The organism is Saccharothrix sp. CB00851 (assembly GCF_001905065.1).
Taxonomy (GTDB): domain Bacteria; phylum Actinomycetota; class Actinomycetes; order Mycobacteriales; family Pseudonocardiaceae; genus Actinosynnema.
Genome location: NZ_LWLC01000013.1, coordinates 103,034 through 128,559 on the forward strand (window position 1 = coordinate 103,034; position 25,526 = coordinate 128,559).

The window sequence follows — 25,526 nt, forward strand, 5'->3', positions numbered from 1 at the left end:
CCGCTCGTCAGACGGGCTCCGACACACACCCGATCTGCGCCGCCGCGGCCGTCACCTTGTCCGTGGCGTCCTCCACCGTCACCATCGCCTCGACCGCGGCCAGCACCGCCGCGTCGGCGACGTCCGCCACCTCGATCGCCGCCCGTGCCGCCGCCCGCGCCCGCTCGGCCGCTTCGTCCGCACCGAGCCTGGCCGCCGCCTCCGCCTGCGACAACGCGTGCCGTGCGGCCGTGCGCGCCTGTGCGGCGGCGTCGTGCACCTCGTCCAGGCGCTCCTCGGCGGCCAGCACCAGCCGCACGTCGCGCAGCGTCGCCCCCGCCTGGTCGCGCAGGGCCGCCACGTGCGCGCGACCGAGGACGATCTCGATCCCGTCACCGATCGTCAGGATCGCCTGACCGGGGGATGACCCAGGAGTCGGTGACCTTGGCCGACTACGAGGACAGCGCCAGGAAGATCACCGACTGGTCACCGCTGCTGGTGCCGGGCCTGTTGCAGACGCCCGAGTACGCCGGTTCGTTCATGCTGGACGACGGCGTGACGCCCAGCGAGATGGACGGCTGGCTGGACGACTGCGCCGCCAGCAGCGCTTGAACCGGGATGACGTGCAGTACACCGCCCTGATCGGCGAAGCCGCACTGATCGGCAACGACGAGATCCACCGCGACCAACTGACCGCTCTGGCCAAGGCCGCAGAACGACCGAACATCACCATCCGCGTCGTGCCGATCGCGGCGATGCCACGCCTCGGCCGCGTCGGCGCGTTCACGATCATCGACGTACCACCCATCGTGGTCTACATCGAGATGGCGCTATCCGGCGCGTTCCTGAACGAGGAGCCGTTCACCACGCCCTACCTGCGTCGGGCCGCACGGCTCAGCGAAGTCGCGCTCAGTGCGACAATGTCCATGCGCCGCATCATCGCCCTGCGAGACGAAATGGACGTGTGAACCATGCAGCAACCAGCGCCGACGTGGCGAAAGTCGTCCCGGTCGCAGCAGTCCAACTGCGTGGAAGTCGCATGGCGCAAGTCGTCCCGGTCGCAGTCGCAGTCCAACTGCGTCGAAGTCGCGCACATCGGCGTTGGCGCGGTCCGTGACAGCAAGAACCCGGCCGGACCGGTCCTGCGCGTCAACCTCACCGCCCTGCTGGCCACGATCGAGGCCGGCAAGTTCGACGCCTGAACGCGATCGCCCCCTCCAGACGTATCGCCGCAATCGTGCGGACAACCCGCACAACTACTCGGATTGACGCTTTCCGCCTACATCCGACCTATTGCTGCTACCGTGCTGCGCCAGTCGAGACATTACCCGACATTATCCCGAGTTCGGCTCACGTCTTGGACCTGGAGGGGTCGCCGACATGGATGACCAGGACTTGAACAACGCACGCGTTCGCCGCAAATACTTATCAGTGGCGTGGTTATCCGCCGCCGGGGTGGCCGTACTGGTCGCGGGAATGATCATCGGCAGCTCCCTCGACGCCGAACCGGCCACGCCCCTCGCCGACCGCTCCACGACATCACCGCAGGTCCAACCGACCACGACACCCTCGGAGAGCACCGTACCACTGAGACCGGGCGTCACCTACCTGGCCGATCTGCCTCCGGTCGACAGCAGCTCGATCGACGACATGTACGTCGAGAGCCCTTGGACCGCCGCAACCGCAAAGGTGCGGAAGGTCCAGTACACGAAATCGGTATCCGCCACCGGCGCCTGGTGCTCATCCGCCCGTCTCACCTTCGCCCTGGACGCCAAATACGACCGCTTCACCGCCCAGGTCGCGATCGCGGACAATTCATTGGCAACCAAAGAACTCGACTTCTACGTCCTACTGGACGACCAACGGATCGCCGAGGTCCCGAACACCGGCACCACCCCCCAACCGGTCGACATCCCCGTCACCGGCGCCCGCCTGCTGACCATCGGCGTCGAACCTCCACCGGAAGACCCCGGCGACTGCCCGGGCCCTGAACGCGTCGCCGTCTGGACCGACCCATCCCTGATCCCCACCGCGCCGCGCTGAACGGTCGGCTGGCTCACCGGTGCTCAGCCGCGTTCCCGCACCCACGTGCCGTCGAGCACGCGCAACGGCAAGTAGTCGGACCGCACCTCCACCGGGGTGCCGGTGCCGTGCGCGAACGAGGCCAGCCCCAGCAGGCCCAAGGCGATGAAGCCGAACGGGGAGTCGGCCTCGTCGTCGGTCCGGGTCCAGTACTCCCGGTGCAGTTCCAGCCCTTCCGCCAGCGCCCGGTTGAAACCCTCCGGCTCTGCGTCACCCAAGTGGTGGAAGACGTCGAGCTGCGGCACCACGATCTTGAGCACGTAGTCGCGCCGCAGCGGGTGCAGCCCCGCCGGGTCGGTCGCGCGCAGGGTGGCGTTGAGCGCCTCGGCGACGCCCGACTCCTGACGGGCGAAGCGGCCCAGCAGGTCGACCATCGCCAGCGCGTACTCGGGCTCCGTGTCGTCCGCCGCGCGCAGCAGGTCCAGCGGGACCGCCGCCAACTGCTGGATCGTCGCTTCGTCCCGTGCCGCGTAGGCGAGCCACGTCGCGGTGAGCCAGTTGGTCGCGGAGGTGAAGTACTCCGGTCCGGTCGCGGTGGCCTCGACCGACCGCTCGCCCAGGTCGAGCGTCACGGTCGTGCCCGGTTCGGCGGTGGCCACGGCGAAGACCGCCGAACCGACCCGGGTGGCGAACAGCAGGCTGTCCCAGGTGTCCCCGTTGCTGCCCCGGGGGTCCACCGCGCACCGGTGGCCGAGGTGGCGCAAGGCGTTGGACAGCAGGCTGTTCAGCGCCGGGGTGCGGTTCCCGACTGCCGCGACATCGCTCTCGATGAGCTGCTCGAGCTTCTCCAACTGGCCCGCGGAGAAGTCCGGGTACATCTCGTGCCTGCTCACTTCGACCACTTCGGCGTTCACTCCCCCGCCTCCGGCGCGTCCGGGTCCGGTTGCCACTTCATCCGGAAGTACTCCGTGACGTAACCGTCGTACACGTCCAACTTGCCGTCAGGGTACTTGTCGTCGTAGCCGTTCTCCGTCTTCCACTTCTTCAGGCGAGGGCTGTCGGGAGTTCGGCTGGGCGGCACGCTGGAGCCCAGGTCGCCTCGGCTGCCCGGGGTTCCGGTCCAACCGCCACCACTGCCCGGCCGGGCACCCGCACCACCGCCGGGCACACCGCCACCACCGGGAACGCCGCCGGCCGGCGCACCTCCGCCCGGCATGCCACCGCCCGGCATGCCGCCACCCGGGATGCCGCCGGGCGCGGGTTGGCCGGTGGGGACGGTGGGCTGCGGCTGTCCCGGACGGCTCGGCGCCTCCGGTGCGGCGGCCCTGGCCGCCGACGTCTCGTCGATCCGGGACGGTCCCGGCGTGCTCGGCGCACCACCGCCCGCGCCTCCGCCAGGGGAACCACCGCCGGGCGATCCGCTCCCGTACCCGCCACCGCCGCCGGGCGAACCACCACCCGGCGAGCCGGCGCCGTTACCAGGCGAACCGCCACCAGGCGAACCGGCTCCGGACCCGGTGCCCGAGGGTGAGCCGCTGCCAGGTGAACCGCTGGGAGAGCCGCCGGTCGAAGGAGAGCTGTAGGTGCTCGGCGCGCCCATCGGCCCACCCCGGTGCTCACCGACCGGCGAACCGCCGCGCGGAACGTCCCCGTCCCCACCCTGCGGATCACGCCCCGGTCGCGGCGCGCCGGTCGGCAGGTCCGCCGGATCTCCCCGACCCGGACGCGCCGTCGGCGAGTCGATCGTCGGCGCGCTGCCCGAAGTCGACGTGGTGTCCCGAGGTGTCGGCGAGTCCGAGCCCGGTGTGGAGGAACCCGGCCGACCCGACCCGGACGAGTCCGAACCCGACGTGGACGAACCCGACGTGGACGAACTAGGCGTGGACGAATCAGGCGTCGAGCCCGGCTGGTCCGAGCCCGACGTGCTCGACCCGGGCCGATCCGAGCCGGGAGTGGTCGAACCAGGCGAACCCGGTGAACCCGGCGTGTCGACATCGGCCCGCCCGGTCTGCAGGAAGCCGCCCGTCCGGACGTTGCTCGGGCTCAGCACGTCCAGCCCGGTCACCTTGCCGGCCAGCTTGCCGACCACCTTCATGATCTTCTCGAAGACCTCGACCAACCGCTTCAACAGCGGCGAGACCTTCTTGATCGTGTCCAGCAGGTCCTGGATGATCTTGGCGATCTTCGCGGCCCACTTCGAGATCGCCGCCACCGCCTGCGCCACGATCACCGGCGTGCCGAACCCCAGCGAGAACACCGCCTCCAACACCCAGGCGATGAGCTTCCCGACCAGGTCGGCGATCAGGTCGCGCACCACCTCGCGCACGAACCCGACGACCATCCCCATCATGCCGACGACCGTGCCCACGGTCCCCGCCGCCGACGCCGCACCGGTCAGCGCATCACCGTGCACCTTGGAGTTGGCGAGGTAGGCCTCCGCCGCCGCACCCGTCCACCCCTCGGTACCGCGCTGCACCCCGGACGCGTACTCCTCGGCGATCTTGCCCAGCTCCTCGGCGACCTTCCCCCACGTCGCCGAGTACGACTCGATCACCGGCGGGTTGCCCGCCAACCAGTCCAGCATGTCCTTCAGCGGCTGCACGTGCTCCATCAGGAACGACGCCGCCGACGACAACAACGTCCCGAACGGGTCGATCGCCATCGCCGCCGCGTCCGCCGCCAACCCGACCATGCCCAGGCCGGCCTGGACCCAGTTGCCGTCCTTGATCCCGTTGAACGTGTCCATCGCCGACTCCGCGATGGAAATCCCCGTCGCCCAACCGTTGTCACCGGTACCGGCGTTGAAGAACCCGCCCGGTTCCGCGTCGGGCTTGACCACCAGATCGTTCGGCTCGGCCACGGCGCGACCCTCCCTCGTCAGGCACCTGGCTCCTCACCTTGACGCAGCGGGGAGCCGCCTTGGTTCCGGAACACCACATCCCGACCCGGTCGGAGTAATCCCCGGTGAACAGGACGAACCCCGGCCGCGACGAGCGCGACCGGGGTTCGTCGGACGACCGGACGATCAGGTGTAGCAGGGCTTCTCGAACTTGAAGTCCTTCGCCGTCGGTCCGGTGAAGAAGTCCTCCACCAGGCCCACACCGGTCGCCGCCTGCTCGTCCGGCTTGTAGATCAACGTCTGCCGGAACGCGGCGTCGTTGGTGTTGCCCGCGAAGTTGCCCGCACCCTCGGGCAGCATGCCCTCGTAGTCGACCTTGTCCAACTGCCGCACCGCCGCGAGCACACCGGCCCTGGTCAGGTCCTTGTTCTCGGCCGCCTTCGCCAGCGCCGCCTTCAACGGGTACGACCACACCCACCCGGCCGTGTAGCCGTCGTTCGGCGTCACGGTCGGCAGGGCTTCACGCATCGCCTTGTGCCCCGCCGAATCGGTCGCCCACGACTTCCACGGCGCCGACTGCAGGTACAGGGCCTTGATCGCGGGCGCCGCCGGGCTCTGCATCAGGCCCTGGTTCCACGTCGGCGACGTGCCGATGAACTTGCCCTTGAACCCGCGCGCCGCCGTCTGGCCGATGATCACCGCCGCGTCGGTCGGCCCGGTGGTCAGGATGACCACGTCCGGCTTGTTCGCCAGCACCGCGTCGATCGCGCCGCCCTGGTTGTCCTGGCCGGTCTGGGTGACCGCGTTGGAGAACGTCACGCCGCGCTTCTCCGTCGCGATCTTCGCACCCGCCGCCGCGTCGTCGCCGTAGTCACCGGGCAGGTGCACGGCCATCACGCTCTTCGCGCCGAGCTCGTCCACCGCGTAGTCGACCGAGTTCATCGACTCGACACAGTAGTTCGCCCCCGACTCCAGGACGACCTCCTCCACACCCCACAGCGACGTCCACGACGCGGGCACGCTGACCATCTGCGTGCTCTCCAGGTCGGGCAGGATCGCCGCGGTCGTCGGCGAGCCCAGGGTCTGGGCCAGGGCCAGGACCTTGCCCTTCATCTCCTGGTAGACCTGGTTGTGGATCTGCGGGTTGTACTTGTTGTCCTTGACGTAGGTGGTGACGTCCACGTCGTAGCCGCCGATGCCGCCCTGGTCGTTGACGCGCTTCCAGAACGCCTTCTGCGATTCCGTGATCGGCACCGCGAGCGTCTTGAACGGCCCTTCGGTCAGGTCGGAGATCGACCCGAGGTAGATGCAGCCCCGGTCACTGTGGCCGGTGTCCGGGCACGGCTCGCTGGTCACACCGAAATCGACCTTGATACCGCCCTTGCCCTCCTGCGGGGCCGCGCCGTCGCCACCGCGACAGGCGACGGAAGCCAGCGCCACCACGGAGAGCACCGCGAGCACCGCTCTGTGACTTGCCATCCCATCCACCCTTTCAGTACGAGAAAGGCCAGGTGCGCCAGTAGTTGCGGACGCGCACCCAGATACCGAACAGGCCACGTGGCTCCACGATGAGGAACACCACGATCAGCAGCCCGTAGAGGACCGCCTCGACCTGGAACACCGTGACCGCACCGGTCGCGTCTGCGCTGATGAACGGCAGCACCGTGGGCAGTTCCCGGGTGATGCGCGGCAGCAGCGTGATGAACAAGGCGCCCATGATCGCGCCGGAGATCGTGCCCGCACCGCCGATGAGCACCATGGCGATGTACTGCACCGACAGCAGCAGGCCGAACGAGCCGGGGTCGAAGAACCCGTTGACCACGAACAACAACGAGCCCGCCACACCGGCGTAGAACGACGACACGGCGAACGCCAGCGCCTTGTACCGGGTCAGGTCCACGCCGATCACGGCCGCCGCCAGGTCCCGGTCCCGCACCGCGGCGAACGCCCGCCCGATCCGCGACCGCACCAGGTTGCGCGCCAGCACCGCGAAGATCACCAGCAGCACGAACATCAGCAGGTACAGCTGCTGCGGCCCGCTGAAGAACTCCGACGGCCGGTCCAGCCGCACGCCGAACAGCTCGGGCACCGCCGCCGGCCGCCCCACCCCGGGACCGCCGGTCAACGACGTCCACTCGCGGAAGATGTGCTCGCCGAGGAACACCAGCCCCAGCGTCACGATCGCCAGGTACAGCCCGCGCAGCCGGGCCGCGATCGGCGCCACGATCAGCCCCGCCAACCCTGCCACCAACCCGGACGCCAGCAGCCACACGGGCAGCGACGTCACGCCGAACCCGAGCACCCGCCCGTCCGGGTCACCGGACAGCGCCGCGCCCGTGTACGCGCCGATGGCGAGGAAGAACGCGTGCCCCAACGACACCTGCCCCGCGTATCCGGTCACGATGTTCAGCCCGATCGCGCCGATCGCCGCCACGAACCCCGTGGCCAGCAGCATGAGCAGGTCGTCGGTGATGGCGAACGGCACCAGCAGCGCCACCACCACCAACGCCCCCGTCCACGTCCGCTTGGGGCGCGTGTTGAGGAACGCGGTGTCCTGCCCGTAGGAGGTGTAAAGCTCCGGACGACCTTTCACAGTCGCTCAACCTCCTTGCTGCCGAACAACCCGTAAGGCCGCACGAGCAGCACGACCAGCATCAGCACGTACGGCGCGACGAGCGCGAAGTTCGGCCCGAGCCACGGCGCCACGTCACCCTGGTACGTGCCGACCAGCGACTCCACCACCCCGACCGTCAACCCGCCGACCACCGCGCCGCCCAACGAGTCCAAGCCGCCGAGGATGATCGCCGGCAACGCCTTCAGAGCGATCACCCACAGCTGCTGGTCCACGCCCGCGCCGGTGGCCACGAACACCCCGGCCAACGCCGCCAGCCCGCCCGCGATCGCCCACGACAGCGCGAACACCGACCCGACCGAGATGCCCTGCGCCAGCGCCACCTCCTGGTCGTAGGCCACCGCGCGCATCGCCAGGCCCACCCGGGAGAACCGGAAGAACGCGAACAGCACGGCGACCACGGCCACCGTCGTGCCGAACATGACCAGGTACCGCTGCTGCACCTCGACGCCGAGCAGCGTCACCGTGGACAGGCCCCACGGGTCGCCGACCTGCCGCACGTCCAGCCCGATGAACGCGTTGGTCACCACGCGCACCACCACGTCCACGCCGATGGTGATGATCGCGACCACGAACACCGGCTTGCCGATCATCGGCCGCAGCACGGTCCGCTCCACGCCCAGCGCCAGCACCGCGATCAGCACCGCCGCGACCGGCACGGCCGCGAAGAAGCCGATGTCCGCGGCCAGGTAGCTGACCAGCACCGCACCCGCCAGCATGAACGCCGGCTGAGCGAAGCTGATCACCCTGGTCGACTTGTAGATGATGACGAAACCCAGCGCCAGCAGCGCGTAGATCGACCCGGAGCCCAGGCCGCGGATCAGCGATTGCAGGAACTCGGTCATCCGCGCCCCCCGAGGTACATGTCGTCCACGAGCTCGCCGAACACCTTGGCCAGCGCCGACCGCTTCACCTTCTGCGTCGCGGTCAGCTCGCCGTCCTCGTGGTCGAGTTCCTTGGGCAGCATGCGGAACTTCTTGACCTGCTCCACGCTGGCGAACTGCTCGTTGACCTTCGTCACGATGCCCTGCACCAACTCGCGCACCTCGCCCTTCTCCGCGAGGTCGCGGTAGGTGGTGTAGGCGATCCTGCGCTGCCTGGCCCAGTGGCCGACGGTGTCGTACTCGATGCCGATCAGCGCCACCAGGTACGGGCGCTGGTCGCCGAGCACGATCGCTTCCTTGATGTAGGGCGACGTCTTCAGCGCGTTCTCGACCTCCGAAGGCGCCACGTTCTTGCCGCCCGCCGTGATGATGATGTCCTTCATCCGGTCGGTGATGCGCACGTGCGTGCCGTCGACCCACTCGCCGACGTCACCGGTGCGCAGCCAACCGTCCGGGGTCATCGCCCGCCGGGTGGCGTCCTCGTCGCGCCAGTAACCCGCGAACACGCCCGCGTGCCTGGTCTGGATCTCGCCGTCGTCGGCGATGCGCAGCTCCACGCCGGGGTGCGGCTCGCCGACCGTGCCGACCTTCACCCGGCCGGGCCGGTTGCCGGTGGCGACGGCGCTGTTCTCGGTCATCCCGTACACCTCGTGCATCGGCACGCCGATGCCCATGAAGAACCGCAGCACCTGCGGCGAGATGGGCGCGGCGCCCGACGACGCGTACCGGACGTGCCGCATGCCGATCCGCGTCTTGAGCGCGCGGAAGCAGAACAGCCAGCCCACGCCGTACTTGAGCCGCGTGGCGAACGTGTGGTTGCCGCCGTTGCGCACCAGCTGCTCACCGAGCCCGTCGGCCACGCGCAGCCAGAACCGGGTGGTCGCCCGCTTGAGCCAGGTGGCGCTGGACGAGCTGATCGTGATGGCCGCCAACACCTTCTCCCAGATGCGCGGCACGCCGAACAGGATCGTCGGCTGCACCTCGCGCAGGTTGGCCTGCACGGTCTCGATGGACTCGGCGAAGTGCACCTGCACCCCGGCCGACGCGCTGAACCACGTGGTGAAGATGCGCTCGGCGACGTGGCACAGCGGCAGGTAGGACAGCGTGATGTCCTTGGGCGAGGGCGGCGGGTCGGTGAACCCACCACCTTCGACCAGGGACTCGACGGCGAACTCGACGTTGCGCACGGTCAGCATCGCGCCCTTGGGCGGCCCGGTCGTGCCCGAGGTGTAGATCAACGTCATCACGTCGTCCGGCTCGACCTCGCGCATCCGGCGCGCGACCGCGTCCGGGTTCCCGGCCCGGTGCTCCTCGCCCAGCGCCAGGAAGTCGTCCCAGGACAGCAACTTCGGGTTGTCGTAGCGGTGCCGGATGCCGCGCGGCTCGAGGTAGACGATGCGCTCCAGCTCGGGCAGGGCGTCCAGCACGGCCAGCGCCTTGTCCACCTGCTCCTGGTCCTCGGCGATGAGCACCCGCGCACCGGAGTGCGACAGCAGGTAGGCGACCTCGCTGGCCGGGTTCGTCGGGTACAGGCCCACGGTGATCGCGCGCACGGCCACCGCGCCGATGTCGGCGTAGAGCCACTCGCGGCGGTTCTCCGAGTGGATCGCGACCCGGTCGCCGGGGTCGACGCCCAGCGCCAGCAGCGCGTGCCCGACCAGCTCGGCCTGCGCCCAGTACTGCGACCAGGTGATCTCGCGCCAGATGCCGAAGTCCTTGGCCCGCAGCGCGACCGCGTCCGGCGTCCGGGCGGCCCGGTCGCGCACGCGGGTCACCACGGTGGTGAGCCCGGTGGTGGTCGCCGTGGTCATGCCGCACCTCCCACGCTCTGGTGTGCCTCGCCGAGGTAGGCCCGCACGACGTCCGGGTCCTGCTGCACCTCGGCGGGCGTGCCGGTGCGGATCGGCTTGCCGAAGTCCAGCACCATCACCCGGTCCGCCAGGTCCATGACCAGGCCCATGTCGTGCTCGACCATGACCATCGCGATGCCGAGCTCGTCGCGCACGTCGAGCACGAACCGGGCCATGTCCTCGGTCTCCTCGACGTTCATGCCCGCGACCGGCTCGTCCAGCAGCAGCACCTTCGGCTCCATGGCCAGCGCCCGCCCGAGTTCGACGCGCTTCTGCACGCCGTACGGCAGCAGGCCAACCGGCAGGCGTCGCCACTGCTCCAGTTCGAGGAAGTCGATGACCTCTTCGACGGCCTCCCGGTTGGCCAGCTCCTCGCGCCGCGCCCGGCCGACCCACGCGAACGCGGCCAGTGCCCCGTACCGCATGTGGTTGTGCCGGCCCAACATCAGGTTCTCCACCACGGTGAGGTGCGCGAACAGCTCGATGTTCTGGAACGTCCGCGCGATGCCCATGGCGGCGATCTTGTGCGGGCGCCTGCCCAGCACCTCCTCGCCCTGGAACTTCACCGAGCCCTGTTGCGGCCGGTACACGCCCGACAACACGTTGAAGATCGACGTCTTGCCCGCGCCGTTCGGCCCGATGATCGCGAACAGCTCGCCCGCGGCGACGTGGAACGACACGCCGTCCACGGCCGTGACGCCGTCGAACGCCAGCGTCACGTCCCGCACTTCCAGCACGTTGCCCTGCGCTTCCGGGCTCACGACAACCACCGCTTCCGCCGCTTGTAGTGCTTCACGTCGCGGAACGACTGCGCGGTGGCCTCACCGCGCAGGCCCAGGTAGAACTCCCGCACGTCCTCGTCGGCCAGCAGCGCGGCGGCGGGCTTGTCCATCACGACCTTGCCGGTCTCCAGCACGTAGCCGTGGTCGGCGATGGACAGCGCCATGGTCGCGTTCTGCTCGACCAGCAGCACGGTCGTGCCCGCCGCGTTGATCTTCACGATGAGGTCGCGGATCTGCTGCACCATGAGCGGCGCGAGGCCCAGGCTCGGCTCGTCCAGCAGCAGGTAGCGCGGCTCGGACATCAGCGCCCGGCCGATGGACAGCATCTGCTGCTCGCCGCCGGACAGGTAGCCGGCGCTCTGCCGCCGCCGTTCCCGGAGCCGGGGGAACAACTCGTACATCCGGTCCAGGTTCTGCTTGATGCCGCGCGGCCTGCTGTGCCCGCCGATGCGCAGGTTCTCCTCGACCGTCAACTCGGCCAGGATGCGCCTGCCCTCCAGCGCCTGCTTCACGCCCAGCGTCGCGATGCGCGTCGGTGACGCGCGGTGGATCGGTTCGCCGTCGAGGGTGATCCGACCGCGGGTGACCTTGCCGTCGTGCACGTCGAGCAAGCCGGACAGCGCTCGCAGCAACGTCGTCTTGCCGGCCCCGTTCGCGCCGAGCAGGGCGACGATCCGCCCCTCGGGAACCCTCAGGCTCACGCCGCGCAGGACCAGCATCACGTCGTCGTAGACCACCTCAAGGTTGTTCGCCTCCAGCACCAGGCGCCTCCGGGGGGATGTCGGGGAGGCGATCAGTATGACTCCGATCACAAGGTTACCTACCGCTGTTCGCAAACCGTGATGAACCAGCCCACGGCATGTTCGGCTTTCACGATTCTGTTGCTCAGTCCTGTGTGGACTGGTGTAACGGGAGGGGTCCGTGGGTATGCCCCCGCCTACTGCCACGCGGTTGTGAGGAGCGTTCGCCACACATGGACGGCTCGGAGGTGGAGCTCAGGGTGGCGGCCAGACCGGCCCACCTCTCGACTGTTCGCGCGGTCGCCGGCGCAATCGCGCGAGGGGCTCCCGCGCTGGCCTTGGACCTGGCGATTGACCTGGTCATAGCCGTTGACGAGGCGTGCAGCGCGCTGATCGCCCGGATCCTGGACCCGTCGGCCGTCCTGCTGTGCCGGTTCGCCCGGGAAGGTGATTCCGTGCGCTTCCGGGCGGAGGTCCGGTCATCGGCCGTCACCGTGCCCGATCATGACTCGTTGTACTGGCGGGTTGTCAGTTCCGTGACCGACGCGGTGGCCACCTGGGTTGACGGGGAGGGCCGGTTGCGGGTCGAGCTGAGGTGTCGGGCATGAACGCGGTGGACTACCAGCCGCTGTTCCACGAACTGGCGGAGGCCGAGCGGGACGGCGAGCACTACCAGCGGCTGCGTGACCGGTTGGTCACCGAGCACCTGCCCATGGCCAGGCACATCGCCGACCGGTTCGCCGAGCGCGGCGAGTCCGTGGAGGACCTGCGCCAGGTGGCGGCGGTCGGGCTGATCAACGCCGTGGACCGGTTCGACGTGACCCGCGGCATCGACTTCCTGGCGTTCGCCGTGCCCACCATCACCGGCGAGGTGCGGCGGTACCTGCGCGACCAGGGGTGGGCGGTGCGCGTGCCGCGGCGGTTGAAGGAGCTGTGCGTCGCCATCGACACGGCGCGGGTGGAGCTGTCCCGCGTGTCCGGGCGCACGCCGACGCCCAGCGAGGTCGCCCGGCACCTCGGCATCGGGGTGGACCAGGTGTACGAGGGGCTGCACGCGACGTCGGCGTACCACCTGCTGTCGCTGGACGAGCAGTCGATCAGCGAGGAGCTGAACCACGCCGACCGCCTGATCAGCGACGATCCGGCGTTGGAGGTGGTCGAGCTGCACCACGCGTTGGATCCCATGCTGCGCGGGCTACCCAAGAGGGAGAGGCGGATCGTCGTGCTGCGCTTCTTCCGCGGCATGACGCAGAGCCAGATCGCGGACTCGGTCGGCGTGTCGCAGATGCACGTCTCGCGGCTGCTGAGCCGATCACTGGCCCGGTTGCGGTCGCTGCTCGATGATGAGTGACGACCGGGTGACCGGGGTCCCTCGGGAGCGGGCGGGACGGAAGGGGTGGTCGCCGTGGTGACAGGTCGGGCGAAGCTGGCGTGGCCGCAGCGGGCGGCCCTGGTCCTGGGCGTGCTGCTGGTGGTGTGGGGCGTGGTGGACTTCGTGCGCTCCGAGCCGCGGTTGGGGGTGCTGCACCTGGTGACCGGTGTCGTCATCGGGGCGGCGGCGGTGCGGACGCGGGTGGCCCGGTTGGTCGGCTCGCTGATGGGCGTGGTGTTCCTGGTCGTGTTCGCGTTCGGCGTCAGCGAGTCGGGTGGGGCGATGGATGCCGGTGCCGTCGGCAATGCCGTGCACCTGCTGATCGGCTTCGCCTCGGTGGGCGTCGCCGAGAGCTGCGCGTGGTGCGAACAACGCGCCCGCCGTGCCGCCGGCTCCAGCTGACGCCGTCTTTCAGTTCGCCTAAACGGGTTACACACTTTCGGCGGAATCCGGGCAAGTCCACGAAATCCGCGTTCCCTGCCCTTCTCCCGACCGTGCGCGCTTCGCCGCGCTTTGCGGGTGCCTAGCGGTGCCTTGTGGCGCTTTGCGACTGGCTGCCGTGGTTGCAGCAGTCGTCGCGGTTGCCGTGGTTGCCGTGGTTGCAGCACCCCCCTTTCGGGTATCACCCGAGTGACCCGAACGGGGAGGACCGATGCACACGGCGAGTCTGCAGAACCTGGTCGACGTCGAAGGGCCGTTCGTCTCCGTGTTCCTCGACGTCGGCGATCACGTGGACCTGCGGTGGCGGGCGATGCGCGACCAACTCCAAGCCATGTCCGCCGACCCGTACCTCGTGGCGCTGGCGCACAATGCGATCATGTCGGGCGTGACCCCCCGCGGCCTCGCCGGCCGGGGGTTGGTCGTCGGCGGCGGACGCGTCCTGGTCGACCAGTACGTCCCCGTCCCACCAACCGGCTACACCGCCCGCACCGGCCCGCTCCCCTACATCCTGCCGCTGGTCGACCTGTCCGAACCCCTCCTGCCGCACGTGGTCGTGCAGGTCGGCGAGCACGGCGCGGACCTGCGCGGCGTCGACCCGACCGGCCGCCCGGTGGCCGTGGCCACCGTCGGCGCCCGGCGCCCGGGCCGACGCCTGGAGGCCGACGAACTGGCCGACGTCGCCGAGGAAGCAACCACCCTCGTGGACCGCCTGGGCGCACCACTGCTCGTGCTCGCCGGACCACTGGCCGGCCGACGCTCCCTGCGAGTCGCCCTCCCCACCCGCTACCACCACCTCGTGGTCGAGGTCGAAGGATCCCCCGACCGCGCGGTCCTGCACCTGGCCGGCCGCGCGAACCAGGACGCCCGCCGCGCAGTCGTCGAACGCTTCCGCGACGAGTCCACCCGCATGACCGGCCGTGCCGCGCACGGCCTCGACGCAGTCGGCCAGGCACTGGCCGACGGGCGGGTCGAGACCCTGCTCCTCACCGACCCGCTCGTGGGCTCACGCGAACTCGACGGCAAGCGAGCCGACGAACTCCTGCCGTTGCGCGCGGTCGAGTGCGGCGCCGAGATCGCACTCGTCGGCGGAGCCGTCCGACTCCACGAAGACGTCGGCGCCCTCCTCCGCGAGTGACTCCGGGCGATGCCAGCGCCCCCGCCCACCAGCGGGCAGTCCGGTGGCCGGCAGTCCAGAGCCCGGGAGCCCGGAGCCCGGCGACCAATCGATCCGGCGGCCAGGCGGTCCGGCGGCCAAGCGGTCCGGCGGTCCGGCGGCCAGGCGGTCAGGCGGCCAAGTGGCCAGGCGGTCAGGTCCGGCGGCGGTGAGGTCCGGCGGTCAGGTGGTCGGTGGGCCCCGTCGACCGGTCGGTCCATGGTCAGGGTGGGTGGTCGCTGGGTCCGGATGGGTGGTCGCCGGGTCGGGGGGTGGGTGGTCGCCGGGTCGGGGTGGGTGGTCGCCGGGTCGGGGTGGGTGGTCGCTGAGTCCCGGTAGGTGGTCGGCGGGTCGGGGTGGTGGATGGGTGGGGCGGGAATGGGTGGGTGATGTGCGGGTGAGGGTGTGGTTGGCGAGGGCTCCTCATGGTTTTAACCGAGGATCGGGAACGGTGTTTCCGTACATTTTTGGCTGTTGTTCACCCGAAGGTGTGAGTGGGCGGGTGTGGTTGAGTTGGGGAATTGCCGGAGGTGAAGGGGGGTTCACTTCCGTAGTATTCGCAGGACCGCGCGTTCCACTGTCTCACGGTCGGCCGATTTTGCCTTGATCATCACACCTTCGTGGAACAGGTGGACGACGCGTGGGTCGACGTAGGACTTCCGCGCCACCGCCGGCGTGTTGCCCAAGTGCTCCGCGACCTCCCGCATCACCTCGGCCTCCACCCGCTTCCGCCCGCGCTTGGACTCCGGCCGGCCTTCCCGGGCGAACGCCGCAGCCGCCAACACCGTCGCGTGCCACGTCCGCAGGTCCTTCACCGAGAACTCCGACCCGACCATCTCCTTGAACCGCTCGTTCACGTCATCCGACCCCACCGCGCACCCCCGCGCGTCGACCAGCAGCCGCTCATCACCGGCACGACCGCGGAGCAACCCCCGAACGGCCCGCGCCAACAATCCATCCTCCACCGCGGTCGTGAACTCGATTCCGCCCTTCGCCGGGTAGCGGAAGTCCACAGTGGACCCCCGCACCGCCACGTGCGAGCACAGCAACGTGGCCACGCCGTGCGTCCCGTTGTCCGCCGCGTACGTCTCACCACCGACCCGGAACACACCGCGCTCCAGCACCGCCAACGCCACCGCCAGCACCCGCTCCCGCGACCGCCCCCTCCCCCGCAGCTCCCGCCCCAACTCCTCCCGGAACCCCGGCAGCAGCGGCGCCAGGGCCAGCACCCTGTCGTGCTTCTCCTCGTCCCGGTCCTGCCGCCACCGCTCGTGGTACAGGTACTGGCGACGTCCGGCGGCGTCGGTGCCGACCGCCTGGATGTGGCCGTTCGGGTGGGGGCACACCCACACGTCGCGCCACGCGGGTGGGATGACCAGGGACTTGATCCGCGTCACGGACTCGGCGTCGAGCGGCTCGCCGTCGGCGTCGGTGTAGCTGAAACCGCGGCCACGGGCGCGGCGGTGCCAGCCGGGGGCGGACGGGTCACTGCGGCGCAATCTCACAGCGGGCAGGTTCCCGGCGGTCCACGACCGAAACGCCGACGGCGCGAGCGGCAAGCCGCAGCGACAGCACCAGGAGCTGAACGCCGTTCGGCGAAGATGTGCAACACCGTGGTTGAAGTGGCGGCCGAGTGGGTATGGGACCGGCATGACAGAGCCGTGGACCGTGGGCGTGGAGCAGGAGTTCCTCCTCGTCGACCCCGAATCGCGCCGACCCGTGCCCCTGGCCGAGTCGGTCGCGCAGCACGCGGGCGCGGGCCATGACGTGCAGCGGGAGCTCACGCCGTTCCAGATCGAGGTGGCCACGCCGGTGTGCGCGACCGCCGAGGAGCTGGCCGAGCAGGTCTTGGCCGGGCGCATCCACCTGGCGAAGGCCGCGCACGCGGCGGGCTGCCGGCTGCTGGCCTCGGCGATCCCGCCGATCGGCACGCTGGGACCGCCGCCGGGCACGGACGACCGCCGCTACCGGATGATGGAGCACTCGCACCGCAAGATCATCGGCGGCCAGGGCGTGTGCGGGATGCACGTCCACGTCGGCGTGCCGGACCGCGACGTCGCGGTCCGCGTCTCGAACGCCCTGCGGCCGTGGTTGCCGACGCTGCTCGCGTTGAGCGCGAACTCGCCCATCGAACACGCGGAGGACACGGGGTACGCCAGTTGGCGCACGATCGTGTGGTCGCGGTGGCCGATCAGCGGACCGCCGCCGCACCTGGGCTCCGCCGACGAGTACGACCGGCTGGTTCGCGCGCTCGAATCGACCGAGGTGCTGCTCGACAGCGGGATGGTCTACTGGGACGTGCGGCCGTCCGCGCAGCACCCGACGGTGGAGGTGCGGGTCTCGGACATCCCGATGACAGCCCGAGAGGCGGTCGTCATCGCCGAGATCATCCGGGCCTTCGCCCGCACGGCCGCCGAATCGGGTGAACCGGAACGGGTGGACGACATGGTGCTGCGCGCCGCCTACTGGCGTGCCGCGCGCGACGGCGTGGACGGCCTGGCCGTCGATCCGCGCACGGGCAACCTGGTGCCGGCCCGCGACCGGGTCGCCGAACTGGTGTCGTGGTGCGGGCCGGCGCTCGCCGACGCCTCCGCCCTGTCCACTGTGGAGGATCACTTGACGTGGCTCGGCGCGCACGGCAGCGGCGCCGCACGTCAACGACGGGCGTTCGGGGGTTCTCCCGACGCCCGCGGGCTGGTGGACCTGGTCTTGGCCGAAACGGTCCGCGAAGCGGATTGAGGTCTACCGTGAAGGTTTCGACGCCGCGCCGGCGTCGCTGAGTGAGAGGAGTACCGGCGTGCCAGAACCCGCGGCGACGCTCGCTTCCGTACTGGTCGACAGACCCGCGGAGGGCGTGGTGGTGCTGCACGTGTCGGGCGAGTTGGACACGAGCAGCGCGGACGAGTTGACCAGGCCGCTCACCGAGCACCTGGTCGAGAACGTGCGGGGTGTGGTGGTGGACCTCGGTGGGGTGCGCTTCCTCGGCTCGGCCGGGTTGGAGTCGCTGGTCGTCGGCAATCAGCGGGCGAGCGCGCTCGGCATCCCGCTGGTGCTGGTCGCGACGAGCCGGGCGACGCAGCGGCCGATCGAGGCGACGGGCCTGAGCGCCGTGTTCACCGTCGTCGGTTCCGTGGATGAGGCGTTGGGCCGGTTCTGAGCAGGTCTACAGGAACCGGCGGACTGTCCTGATGGCGCAGCGCACCGCCCCCACCGGGGGCAGTGCGCCCGCCGGGGGCACCACCCATCGCGACGCGGTCGCCGGGATGCGGCGCGGACCGTGCCAGTAGCGGACGTCGGGCGGCGGCACGTGCCGCGGTTCGGGTTCGGGGTCGGGTCTGGCGAGGAACAGCCAGCGCAGGCGGGGTCCGGGGATGGCGAGGATCGGTCCGAGCGGTCCGGCGGAGCGGAGTTGGGTGCTGACCTCGGCGCCCCAGCTGGCGGGGACTTCCACCGCCACCGCGCCTTCGGCGAGCACCAGCGAGTCGAGCGTTTCGTCGACGTGCCACGGTTCCATGCCCGCTGATGGTGGCGTCGGCCCGTGTCGGGATTGTGTCGGTGTTCGGCGCGGCGCGTTAATCCTGGCCGATGTCCTCGAACCACAGTTCCGGTTTGGCGGCGATGAAGTCGGTCATCAGCCGGGCGCACTCGTCGTCATCCAGCAGGGTGATTTCGACACCGTGTTCGGCGAGCCAGTCGTGACCGCCGTGGAACGTCCGGGCTTCGCCGATCACCACGTGGGGGATCCCGAACTGGCGAACGAGACCGCTGCAGTACCAGCACGGTGACAACGTGGTGACCATGACGGTGTCGCGGTAGGTCCTGCGGCGGCCTGCCGCGCGGAACGCGGCGGTCTCGGCGTGGACGGAGGCGTCGTCGTCCTGCACCCGCCTGTTGTGGCCGCGACCGAGCAGGGTGCCGTCGGCGGTGAACAGCGCCGCGCCGATGGGGATGCCGCCCTCGGCGAGCCCGGCGCGTGCGTCGGCCACCGCCACCGCCAGCATGTCCCTCGGGTCCACGGCGCCAACCTTTCCACGAACGCGGTGTCGAGGGGAACAGGACTCAGGCGCCGAAGCAGAGGAAGCCCGCGCTCGCGGCGAACGCGGCGTCACCGTCACCGCGGTGTGCTTCCTGCGCGCCGGCCAGCGCCACCGCGGGCGCTTGACCCTCACCCAACCGCCGGTGCAGGTCGACCATCAGCGGTGTGGTCACCTCGGCCGGCACGGGGATGACCGGCGCGACGAGCGTCCGCGTGCCGAGCCCGAGCAGTGCCGCGGTGAACCCCATGACCTCGTCGCCGGGCCGCACCGCCGACAGGCCCGAGTCGCACGCCGACAGCACCACCCGGGCGGGTGGTGTGCGCAGCCGTTCCAGGTCGTAGACGGTCAGTGGCCCGTCGGCCAGTTCGAGCGCGGAGAACAGCGGGTTGTCCGCGCGGAACGAGCCGTGTGCGGCCACGTGCGCCAGCGGCGCGCCGTCCATCGCGGACGCCACCGCGTCCACCGTCGCCGCACCGCCCACCAGCACCGAGGCCGGCACCCGGCCGAGCGACGAGATGGCCGTGATCTCGGTCGGTGCGGCGGGCAGCCGCGGACCCGCCGCCAGAACCGCCCGATCGTGTGACACCAGGGTGGACATCGCCGCGCGCAGCCACACCGTCGCCGACGGCACCACGGTCACCGCACGGCCGCGGCACGCGGGCAGCGCCGACCACGGCAGGCCACCCAGCCGGCCGGTCGGCGCGAGCACGAGCGGCCGGTCGTCGAGGCGTCGCCGCAGCGGGTCGAGCAGCCGGTTCTGCAGCAACCCGGCCGCGTGCTCGGCGCCCGCGCGCACCGCCGCGCGGTCGACGTGCTCGGGCAGCGTCACCAGCCGGTGCAGGGCGAACCGCAGCAGCCGCAGCTCGCGCAGCGCGCCGTCCAGCGGGCCGAGCCGGTGCAGCGACGCCCGTCCGCCCGCCACCACCACGGCCAGCAACGCGCCCTCGTGGTCGATGTACTCCACCAACGCCGACGTGCCCAGCGCACGGGCCAGCTCGCCGACCGCGGGCGGCTTGAACACCGCGCCACCGCCACCGGCCTGACGGGTCAGCTCACGGACCCGCTGCTCGCCGCGCACCTGCCGCTGCCGCAAGGCCGCCGTGGGCCGTCCGGCCGTGGACGCCGCCTCCAGGTCCGCCGTGACGGCTCGCAGCTCGGCCAGCGCGTCGGCCAGCCCGGAGTCCTCCGGCGGCCGGGCCGGTGTCATCCGCAGCGCGCCCGCCCGCCACGCCTCCGCCCAGCTCAGCACCCGTCCCGCCCGGCCGCCGGCGACCGCCGTGCGCAGGCCTTCCGACGCCAGTGCCGCACCCTGCGCGCCGCTCAACGCCCGCAGTTCCGTGGCACCGAGCGACACCCGGTACTCGTCCAGCAGCGCCAGCCCGCGCCGCAACGCGATCTGCGCGCCGCGGGCGTTGCCGAGCAGGTCGCGCCGCAACGCCTCGGCGTACCAGCCCTGCACCCGGTGCGCCGCCGGTCCGCCGCGCCGGGCCGCGCCCGCCGTGGTCAGCTCCGCCACCGCGCGCGGCCGGTCGCCGAGGTCGCGGGCCACCAGCGCGGCGTCGACCCGCGCTTCCAGGCCGGCCATCCGCCAGCCCAGCGCGTCGAGCCGGGACGCGACCCTGGTCAACGCGGTCACCAGCGCCCTGGTCCGCTGCCCGCTCAGGTAGGCGGCACGCAGCTCCACGTGCCGCGCGCCCTCCGCCCACACGTCGCGCTTCTCCCGGCGGAACCCCTTGCGCGCCGCCGCCGCCATCTCCACGGCCAGGTCCAGGTCGCTTTCCAGCAACGCGATCCGCGCCCGGTAGAACAACGCCTCCGAACGGGCCAGCACCAGGTCGCCGCCCAGCTCCTCCAGTGCCCGGTCGGCCGCCGCCCGCGCCTCTTCCAGCAGCGGCACGGACACCAGCAGCTCCAGCCGGTTGATCAGCAGCGCGGGCCGCGGCACCTCCAGCCGCCGGTACTCGCGCTCGGCCTCGGCGAACATGGTCAACGCCCGCGGCACGTCACCCGCGCGTGACGCGGAGATGCCCGCGTTCCACCGCACGTCGGCCACGGCCAGCGCCTGGTCCAGGTCCCGGTAGAGCACGGCGGCGCGGTCGAAGTCCTCGTCCGCGGCCCGCAGGCCGCCGGTGTAGGCGCGCAGCAGGCCGCGGTTGTTCAGCGCCCGCGCCTCCACCAGCCGCTCGCCGAACCGGCGCACCACCTCGATCGCGCCGTTGTACTCGCGCAACGCCTCGTCGTACCGGCACAGGTAGTGCAGCACCAGGCCCCGCTGCATCCGGCCGCTGCCCGCGTCCACGCCGCGCAGGTGCGGCAGGGCTTCGTTGATCGCCCGCAACGCCTGCGCGTGCCGCCCGGTGTTGGACAGCACGAACGCCATGCTCATCCGGGCCAGCGCCGCCGCCCGCGCCGAGCCCGCCCGTTCGGCGATCCGCACCGAGCGCCGCAGGTGGCGAAGGGCCGCGTCGAAGTCGTGCAACTCGCGCCAGGCGAGACCGATCGCGCGTTCGGCGGCGGAGGCCTCTTCGTCGTCGCCCGACGCCCGCGCCGCCCGCAGCGCGGACCGACCCATCTCGATGGCCGCGCGCGGGTCCCGTTGCCGGGCTTCCAGCGCTGCGGCGGCGGAAACCCCTGCCACAACCCACCTTATTACCAGGTCGGACGCTGATCGCTGTGGTAGCTTGCTCACGCCCAGCACCCGTCGATGCTGCTGTGAGGCTTCGGTGTCCGAACCGTCGAATCGCTCCGAGCTGTACCAGGAAGCCTTCAGCCAGGCGATCCGCGCCCACAAGAGCTACCGCCTGTACCCCGAGCGCGGACGGGAGTTCCTCTTCGTCGCCGGTGAACTGCTGACCATCCCCGAGGACGTCGAGCGGGTCGGCCGCAAGCTCGCGCAGAACAACATCGGCAACGACCGGGGCCGGGACTTCGCCGGGATGAGCAGGCTGACGTTGTCGCGCAACGCCGACGACATCCCCGAGGTCGTGCGCCTGCTGCGCGACCCGGCGCAGTGGCCGGGCGAGCGGGTGCCGTTCGTGCAGCCGCACCACGTGCTGGTCGGTCACGGCGGCAACATGCACGGCAACCCGGGCCAGCCGCCGCGCGTCGGCTCGCCGCTGGCCGACCCGGACAAGAGCACCACGCACCTGGGCAAGGACGTCGTGGTCGGCATCGTGGACACGGGCATCTCCAAGACGGCCGCGACCGACCACCCGCTGTGGCTGGGTGACGCGTTCATCCCGAAGCCCGAAGAGGTGGACGCCGCCTACCGGGAGTCCGACCTGTTCGCCCTCGAAGGCGGGCACGGCACGTTCGTCGCGGGCGTGGTCCGGCAGGCCGCGCCGGGTGTGCGGTTCGACCCGGAGAAGGCGCTGGACCCGAACGGGCTCGGTACCGAGGAGGACTTCGTCCGGGCGCTGTCGTCGTTCGACGAGAAGGTGCAGATCATCAACATCTCGATGGGCTGCTTCACCCAGGACGACACCGCCTCCGAGCCGCTGCGCCGCGCGCTCGCCGCCCTGCCCGACGGCGTCGTCGTGGTCGCGTCCGCCGGCAACCAGGGCACCACCCGCCCGAGCTGGCCCGCCGCGCTGTACGGCGTGGTGGCCGTGTCGGCGGTCGCCGAGGAGCGCGACGGCAGCCGTGCCCCGGCCTGCTACGCCAACCACGGGCACTGGGTGGACGCGTGCGCGGTCGGCAACCGGACCAGCACGTTCCTCAAGGGCCGGTGGGAGCTGCCGGGCCTGCCGGTGGACGTCTACGACCGGTTCGCCTACTGGCTGGGCACGTCGTTCGCCGCGCCGCACGTGGCCGGGCGGATCGCCGCGACGATGACCGAGCGCGGGCTGTCGGCGGTCGACGCGCGCGACGAACTGCTCAGCGGCAAGCCCGAGTTCTTCCCCGGCTACGGCGTCCTGGTCGATTGAGTGGTGCTCGCCCGCGTCGACCACGAAGTCGCGTCGGCGTGGATTCGCATGTATCCATGAGGCAGGTACCGCCTCCGTAGTGTGTGGCAGCGAAAATTCCGACATCCGTGACCCGGCCGGGGTCCGCGCCGGGGCAGACCGGCGCGGAGGCGCGGCATCCCCTGGACCAGAGGAGGGGACGTGACCCCTGCATCCCCGATCGCCGAGCTCGTGAGCGCGGCGGCGGAGGGCGACCAGCGCGCCTGGAACGAGATCGTCGCGCGCTTCACGCCCTTGGTGCTGGCGGTGGTCCACCGGCACCGGTTGCGCCACGCGGATGCGGCGGACGTGCACCAGACGGTGTGGTTGCGGCTGGTCGAGCAGCTCGGCAGGCTCCGCGACGCGGACGCGCTGCCGGGGTGGATCGCCACGACCACCCGCAACGAGTGCCTTCGGATGCTGCGGATCCAGCAGCGCACCCAGCCGTTCGACCCGAGCTCCGAGGACGAGCCGGCGAGCCCGGACGACGCGGTCGCGGACCTGGACGAGGAGCTGGAGGCCGCCCAGCGGCGGCAGGCGCTGCGCGAGGGCTTCCGCTCGCTGTCGGAGCAGTGCCGGGTGCTGCTGGCCAAGCTGATGGCCGACCCGCCGCCGAGCTACGCGGCGGTCGGCGAGGAGCTGGGGGTGCCGGTGGGCAGCATCGGGCCCACCCGGATCAGGTGCCTGGAGAAGTTGCGCAAGACTCCCGCGGTGCTGAAGCTGGTCGAGCCGCGGCCGGTGGGCGGAGGAGGTGTGGTCGGTGTTGAAGGGCGATCCGGGGTGGGAAAGCGATGAGGTGCTGCTGCGCGAGCTGGGCGCGGCGCTCGCCGAGGAGCGCGACGTGCCCGAGCACCTGCTCGAAGCCGCGCGCGCGGCGTTCACGTGGCGCACGGTCGACGCCGAGCTGCTGGCGCTGACCAGCTACGACTCCGTCCTGGACGCGGAGCTGGCGGTGCGGGCGCGTGCCACGCAGACCGCGCGGCAGCTCGTGTTCGACGCCGAGGGTTTCTCCGTGCAGGTCGAGGTGACCGAGGCGGGTGTCGCGGGCCAGGTGCTGCCCGCGGGGCCGGGCCGGGTCGCGCTGGTCACCGCGACGGGGCCGGTGGAGGAGGCGGAGCTGGACGAGCTCGGCCTGTTCCTGCTCGGCCCGCCGCCGTCGGGCCCGGTCCGCTTCCGCTGCGACGTCGGCGGCACGACGGTGCTGACCGAGTGGGTCTGTGTGTAATCCGTTGGGGTGAAACCTTGACGACGGTGGCCGGTGGTCCCGAAGATGCACTGACCTGATCTTCACCCACCGCCGCGCACCCGCACATGACCGAGCCCGCCCGAGTCACCCACGCCGAGGGAAGCGCTCCCACGGCGGTCGAGGCGTGGGCGCTGCCGGAGCTGTTCCGGCAGGTCTTCGTCGGCTCCACGGCCGGTATCGCGATCTTCGACGCGCACGGGGCGCTGGTCGGCGCGAACCCGGCGCTGGAGGCGATGCTGTCCCCGGCGGACCTGGCGACCCTGTTCGGCGGCACGCCGTTCGCGGGTGACGAGGTCAAGGTGCAGCGGCAGTTCACCGACTCCGACGGCGAGCCGCAGTGGACGACCGTGGCGCTGTCGGCGGTGCGCGACGGCGACGGCAGGCCCCACTGGCACGTCGCCGTGGTCGAGGACACCACCGAGCAACGGGTGCTGCGGGACTACCTGCGCCACCAGTCCCTGCACGACGTGCTGACCGGCCTGCCCAACCGGCAGAGCTTCCTGCCGAAGCTGGAGCAGGTGCTGAGCCGGCCGGGCTCGATCACGCTGTGCTACCTGGACGTGGACAGCGTCGCCATCGTCAACGACGGCCTGGGCTACGAGGCGGGCGACGAACTGCTGAAGGTCGTGGCCCGGCGGCTGACCGAGGTGGTCGCCGGTGAGAACGCCACCGTCGCGCGCCTGGGCGGCGACGAGTTCGTCGTGCTGATCGAGGACTCGCCCACCACGCCGGGCATCTCCGCGCTGGCCGAGGCGATCGAGGCAGCCCTGGTCGAGCCCGTGCGGCTGGGCGGGCACGGCGTCGGCGTGTCCGCGGGCATGGGTTTCGTGCGCACGTCGGCCCGCGGGTCGGACGCGATGGCGCTGCTGCGCCAGGCGCACAGCACGCTGCGCCGAGCGGAGAGCGGCGGCAAGGGCCAGTGGGGCATCTACGACGAGGGCCAGGACGCGCGCGACCGCACCAGGCTGTCGCTGCTCGCGACCATGCCGGGTGCCCTGCAGAACGGCGAGATCGCGCTGGACTACCTGCCGGTCGACCGGGACGGCGACCAGGTGGCGGTCGCGGCCCGGCTGCGGTGGCACGAGGCGGAGTACGGACCGGTGTCGCACGGCGAGTGCCTGCGGTTCGCCGACGAGCTCGGGCTCGGCGGTCCGCTGGCCGAGTGGGTGCTGGAGGAGGCGTGCGGGTTCGCCGCGGTCGAGCGGCTGCCGGTGCTGGTGCAGCTGTCGGCGGGCCAGTCGCGCGACCCGGACCTGACCGCGCCGGTCGCCGAGGCGTTGCGCTCCTCGGGCCTGCCGCCGGACCGGCTGTGGCTGAGCCTGTCCGCGCGCGCCATGGCCGAGGACCTCGACGCCGTGGAGGACAACCTGACCGCGTTGGGGGACATGGGGGTCCCCAGGCTGCTGCACGACGTCACGTTCGCCCTGCCGGAACTGTCCGCTGTGGAGCGTCACGGCCTGCACGGCGTCGAGCCCGCCGTGCCACCGGCCGAAGCGTTGGCGCACAAGGCGTTGACCGCCGTGCTGCCATTGGTGCGGTCGTCCGGCGCACTGGTCGTCAGCGACGGTCGGCTGCCGGAGGCGGACCTGGTCGTGCGATCGTGAT

The 25,526-nt window shown here is 71.2% G+C and carries 25 protein-coding genes and 1 pseudogene; 13 read left to right on the forward strand and 13 right to left on the reverse strand.

Annotated features, from left to right (window positions below; translation table 11 throughout):
* Nucleotides 1–7: 7 nt before the first annotated feature.
* Complete coding sequence (locus tag A6A25_RS15710; protein ID WP_073890440.1) at nucleotides 8–340, reverse strand: hypothetical protein; 333 nt, start codon at nucleotides 338–340, stop codon at nucleotides 8–10.
* A gap of 62 nt (nucleotides 341–402) precedes the next feature.
* Between A6A25_RS15710 and A6A25_RS45500 the strand changes: the two are divergent.
* From A6A25_RS45500 to A6A25_RS15730, 3 genes and pseudogenes are all read left to right on the forward strand, one after another.
* A pseudogene (locus A6A25_RS45500) lies at nucleotides 403–947 on the forward strand (DUF5753 domain-containing protein).
* A 3-nt stretch (nucleotides 948–950) separates the two neighbouring features.
* Complete coding sequence (locus A6A25_RS15725) at nucleotides 951–1,181, forward strand: DUF397 domain-containing protein (RefSeq protein ID WP_073890449.1); 231 nt, start codon at nucleotides 951–953, stop codon at nucleotides 1,179–1,181.
* A 178-nt stretch (nucleotides 1,182–1,359) separates the two neighbouring features.
* Complete coding sequence (locus A6A25_RS15730; RefSeq protein WP_083668368.1) at nucleotides 1,360–2,022, forward strand: NPCBM/NEW2 domain-containing protein; 663 nt, start codon at nucleotides 1,360–1,362, stop codon at nucleotides 2,020–2,022.
* Between the two features lie 23 nt (nucleotides 2,023–2,045).
* Here A6A25_RS15730 and A6A25_RS15735 read toward each other — a convergent pair whose 3' ends face one another.
* The 8 genes from A6A25_RS15735 to A6A25_RS15770 all read right to left on the reverse strand — a co-directional run bounded on the left by A6A25_RS15735 (nucleotide 2,046) and on the right by A6A25_RS15770 (nucleotide 11,749).
* The gene (locus A6A25_RS15735) at nucleotides 2,046–2,915 is read right to left on the reverse strand and encodes an immunity 49 family protein (RefSeq protein WP_073890453.1); all 870 of its coding nucleotides are present in this window, start codon (nucleotides 2,913–2,915) and stop codon (nucleotides 2,046–2,048) included.
* Nucleotides 2,912–4,861, reverse strand: coding sequence for a WXG100 family type VII secretion target (locus A6A25_RS15740; protein ID WP_073890455.1), 1,950 nt, complete (start codon nucleotides 4,859–4,861; stop codon nucleotides 2,912–2,914). The genes A6A25_RS15735 and A6A25_RS15740 overlap by 4 nt, the downstream gene beginning before the upstream one ends.
* A gap of 165 nt (nucleotides 4,862–5,026) precedes the next feature.
* A complete protein-coding gene (locus A6A25_RS15745; RefSeq protein ID WP_073890458.1) occupies nucleotides 5,027–6,319 on the reverse strand; it encodes an ABC transporter substrate-binding protein in 1,293 nt (430 codons plus the stop codon).
* Nucleotides 6,320–6,332: 13 nt separating this feature from the next.
* Nucleotides 6,333–7,433 (reverse strand): branched-chain amino acid ABC transporter permease, encoded by a 1,101-nt coding sequence (locus tag A6A25_RS15750; protein WP_073890461.1) that lies wholly within the window; start codon nucleotides 7,431–7,433, stop codon nucleotides 6,333–6,335.
* Entirely contained in the window at nucleotides 7,430–8,317 is an 888-nt protein-coding gene (locus tag A6A25_RS15755) for a branched-chain amino acid ABC transporter permease (RefSeq protein WP_073890463.1), read from the reverse strand. Before A6A25_RS15755 ends, A6A25_RS15750 begins: the two co-directional genes overlap by 4 nt.
* Nucleotides 8,314–10,167: an AMP-dependent synthetase/ligase gene (locus A6A25_RS15760; protein WP_073890464.1), complete on the reverse strand. Its 1,854-nt coding sequence runs from the start codon at nucleotides 10,165–10,167 to the stop codon at nucleotides 8,314–8,316. The genes A6A25_RS15755 and A6A25_RS15760 overlap by 4 nt, the downstream gene beginning before the upstream one ends.
* Nucleotides 10,164–10,967, reverse strand: coding sequence for an ABC transporter ATP-binding protein (locus tag A6A25_RS15765; RefSeq protein ID WP_241828730.1), 804 nt, complete (start codon nucleotides 10,965–10,967; stop codon nucleotides 10,164–10,166). Before A6A25_RS15765 ends, A6A25_RS15760 begins: the two co-directional genes overlap by 4 nt.
* Entirely contained in the window at nucleotides 10,964–11,749 is a 786-nt protein-coding gene (locus A6A25_RS15770; protein WP_073890466.1) for an ABC transporter ATP-binding protein, read from the reverse strand. The genes A6A25_RS15765 and A6A25_RS15770 overlap by 4 nt, the downstream gene beginning before the upstream one ends.
* 212 nt (nucleotides 11,750–11,961) lie before the next feature.
* Here A6A25_RS15770 and A6A25_RS15775 point away from each other — a divergent pair, with 212 nt between their 5' ends.
* From A6A25_RS15775 to A6A25_RS15790, 4 genes are all read left to right on the forward strand, one after another.
* Nucleotides 11,962–12,336 (forward strand): ATP-binding protein, encoded by a 375-nt coding sequence (locus A6A25_RS15775; RefSeq protein ID WP_073890468.1) that lies wholly within the window; start codon nucleotides 11,962–11,964, stop codon nucleotides 12,334–12,336.
* Nucleotides 12,333–13,079, forward strand: a complete 747-nt coding sequence (locus A6A25_RS15780) for a SigB/SigF/SigG family RNA polymerase sigma factor (RefSeq protein ID WP_073890471.1) — start codon at nucleotides 12,333–12,335, stop codon at nucleotides 13,077–13,079. The genes A6A25_RS15775 and A6A25_RS15780 overlap by 4 nt, the downstream gene beginning before the upstream one ends.
* A 54-nt stretch (nucleotides 13,080–13,133) precedes the next feature.
* Complete coding sequence (locus A6A25_RS15785) at nucleotides 13,134–13,502, forward strand: hypothetical protein (RefSeq protein ID WP_143193187.1); 369 nt, start codon at nucleotides 13,134–13,136, stop codon at nucleotides 13,500–13,502.
* A gap of 250 nt (nucleotides 13,503–13,752) precedes the next feature.
* Nucleotides 13,753–14,676, forward strand: coding sequence for a baeRF2 domain-containing protein (locus tag A6A25_RS15790; RefSeq protein ID WP_073890476.1), 924 nt, complete (start codon nucleotides 13,753–13,755; stop codon nucleotides 14,674–14,676).
* 560 nt (nucleotides 14,677–15,236) lie between these two features.
* On the opposite strand, the gene A6A25_RS15795 is transcribed toward A6A25_RS15790, so the two are convergent.
* Nucleotides 15,237–16,199, reverse strand: coding sequence for a DNA topoisomerase IB (locus tag A6A25_RS15795; RefSeq protein ID WP_073890478.1), 963 nt, complete (start codon nucleotides 16,197–16,199; stop codon nucleotides 15,237–15,239).
* Between the two features lie 145 nt (nucleotides 16,200–16,344).
* On the opposite strand from A6A25_RS15795, the gene A6A25_RS15800 reads away from it, so the two are divergent.
* Nucleotides 16,345–17,433 carry a carboxylate-amine ligase gene (locus A6A25_RS15800; RefSeq protein ID WP_073890481.1) on the forward strand — a complete coding sequence of 363 codons (1,089 nt, stop codon included), beginning with the start codon at nucleotides 16,345–16,347 and terminating at the stop codon, nucleotides 17,431–17,433.
* Between the two features lie 58 nt (nucleotides 17,434–17,491).
* Nucleotides 17,492–17,851 (forward strand): STAS domain-containing protein, encoded by a 360-nt coding sequence (locus A6A25_RS15805; RefSeq protein ID WP_158073740.1) that lies wholly within the window; start codon nucleotides 17,492–17,494, stop codon nucleotides 17,849–17,851.
* A 6-nt stretch (nucleotides 17,852–17,857) separates the two neighbouring features.
* Here the strand turns inward: A6A25_RS15805 and A6A25_RS15810 are convergent, their stop codons facing one another.
* The 3 genes from A6A25_RS15810 to A6A25_RS15820 are packed head-to-tail and all read right to left on the reverse strand — an operon-like array spanning nucleotide 17,858 to nucleotide 21,369.
* Nucleotides 17,858–18,208, reverse strand: a complete 351-nt coding sequence (locus A6A25_RS15810; protein ID WP_073890487.1) for a hypothetical protein — start codon at nucleotides 18,206–18,208, stop codon at nucleotides 17,858–17,860.
* A 58-nt stretch (nucleotides 18,209–18,266) separates the two neighbouring features.
* The gene (locus A6A25_RS15815) at nucleotides 18,267–18,695 is read right to left on the reverse strand and encodes a nucleoside deaminase (protein ID WP_073890577.1); all 429 of its coding nucleotides are present in this window, start codon (nucleotides 18,693–18,695) and stop codon (nucleotides 18,267–18,269) included.
* Nucleotides 18,696–18,753: 58 nt separating this feature from the next.
* Nucleotides 18,754–21,369 (reverse strand): CHAT domain-containing protein, encoded by a 2,616-nt coding sequence (locus A6A25_RS15820; RefSeq protein ID WP_083668370.1) that lies wholly within the window; start codon nucleotides 21,367–21,369, stop codon nucleotides 18,754–18,756.
* Nucleotides 21,370–21,454: 85 nt separating this feature from the next.
* Between A6A25_RS15820 and A6A25_RS15825 the strand changes: the two genes are divergently transcribed.
* The 4 genes from A6A25_RS15825 (at nucleotide 21,455) to A6A25_RS15840 (ending at nucleotide 25,525) form a co-directional block, all read left to right on the forward strand.
* Entirely contained in the window at nucleotides 21,455–22,657 is a 1,203-nt protein-coding gene (locus A6A25_RS15825) for a S8 family peptidase (RefSeq protein WP_073890490.1), read from the forward strand.
* 180 nt (nucleotides 22,658–22,837) lie between these two features.
* Nucleotides 22,838–23,470, forward strand: a complete 633-nt coding sequence (locus A6A25_RS15830) for an RNA polymerase sigma factor (protein ID WP_073890493.1) — start codon at nucleotides 22,838–22,840, stop codon at nucleotides 23,468–23,470.
* Nucleotides 23,436–23,900 (forward strand): hypothetical protein, encoded by a 465-nt coding sequence (locus A6A25_RS15835; RefSeq protein WP_241828731.1) that lies wholly within the window; start codon nucleotides 23,436–23,438, stop codon nucleotides 23,898–23,900. The genes A6A25_RS15830 and A6A25_RS15835 overlap by 35 nt, the downstream gene beginning before the upstream one ends.
* Nucleotides 23,901–23,986: 86 nt before the next feature.
* Nucleotides 23,987–25,525 carry a diguanylate cyclase domain-containing protein gene (locus tag A6A25_RS15840; RefSeq protein ID WP_073890499.1) on the forward strand — a complete coding sequence of 513 codons (1,539 nt, stop codon included), beginning with the start codon at nucleotides 23,987–23,989 and terminating at the stop codon, nucleotides 25,523–25,525.
* Nucleotide 25,526: the final 1 nt, after the last annotated feature.

What these genes read in the sequence shown, in the direction of transcription:
- A6A25_RS15755 (WP_073890463.1), bottom strand. Translation starts at nt 8,317, where the DNA reads ATGACCGAGTTCCTGCAATCGCTGATCCGCGGCCTGGGCTCCGGGTCG.
- A6A25_RS15725 (WP_073890449.1), top strand. Translation starts at nt 951, where the DNA reads ATGCAGCAACCAGCGCCGACGTGGCGAAAGTCGTCCCGGTCGCAGCAG.
- A6A25_RS15775 (WP_073890468.1), top strand. Translation starts at nt 11,962, where the DNA reads ATGGACGGCTCGGAGGTGGAGCTCAGGGTGGCGGCCAGACCGGCCCAC.
- A6A25_RS15745 (WP_073890458.1), bottom strand. Translation starts at nt 6,319, where the DNA reads ATGGCAAGTCACAGAGCGGTGCTCGCGGTGCTCTCCGTGGTGGCGCTG.
- A6A25_RS15760 (WP_073890464.1), bottom strand. Translation starts at nt 10,167, where the DNA reads ATGACCACGGCGACCACCACCGGGCTCACCACCGTGGTGACCCGCGTG.
- A6A25_RS15815 (WP_073890577.1), bottom strand. Translation starts at nt 18,695, where the DNA reads ATGCTGGCGGTGGCGGTGGCCGACGCACGCGCCGGGCTCGCCGAGGGC.
- A6A25_RS15800 (WP_073890481.1), top strand. Translation starts at nt 16,345, where the DNA reads ATGACAGAGCCGTGGACCGTGGGCGTGGAGCAGGAGTTCCTCCTCGTC.
- A6A25_RS15810 (WP_073890487.1), bottom strand. Translation starts at nt 18,208, where the DNA reads ATGGAACCGTGGCACGTCGACGAAACGCTCGACTCGCTGGTGCTCGCC.
- A6A25_RS15790 (WP_073890476.1), top strand. Translation starts at nt 13,753, where the DNA reads ATGCACACGGCGAGTCTGCAGAACCTGGTCGACGTCGAAGGGCCGTTC.
- A6A25_RS15780 (WP_073890471.1), top strand. Translation starts at nt 12,333, where the DNA reads ATGAACGCGGTGGACTACCAGCCGCTGTTCCACGAACTGGCGGAGGCC.
- A6A25_RS15730 (WP_083668368.1), top strand. Translation starts at nt 1,360, where the DNA reads ATGGATGACCAGGACTTGAACAACGCACGCGTTCGCCGCAAATACTTA.
- A6A25_RS15840 (WP_073890499.1), top strand. Translation starts at nt 23,987, where the DNA reads ATGACCGAGCCCGCCCGAGTCACCCACGCCGAGGGAAGCGCTCCCACG.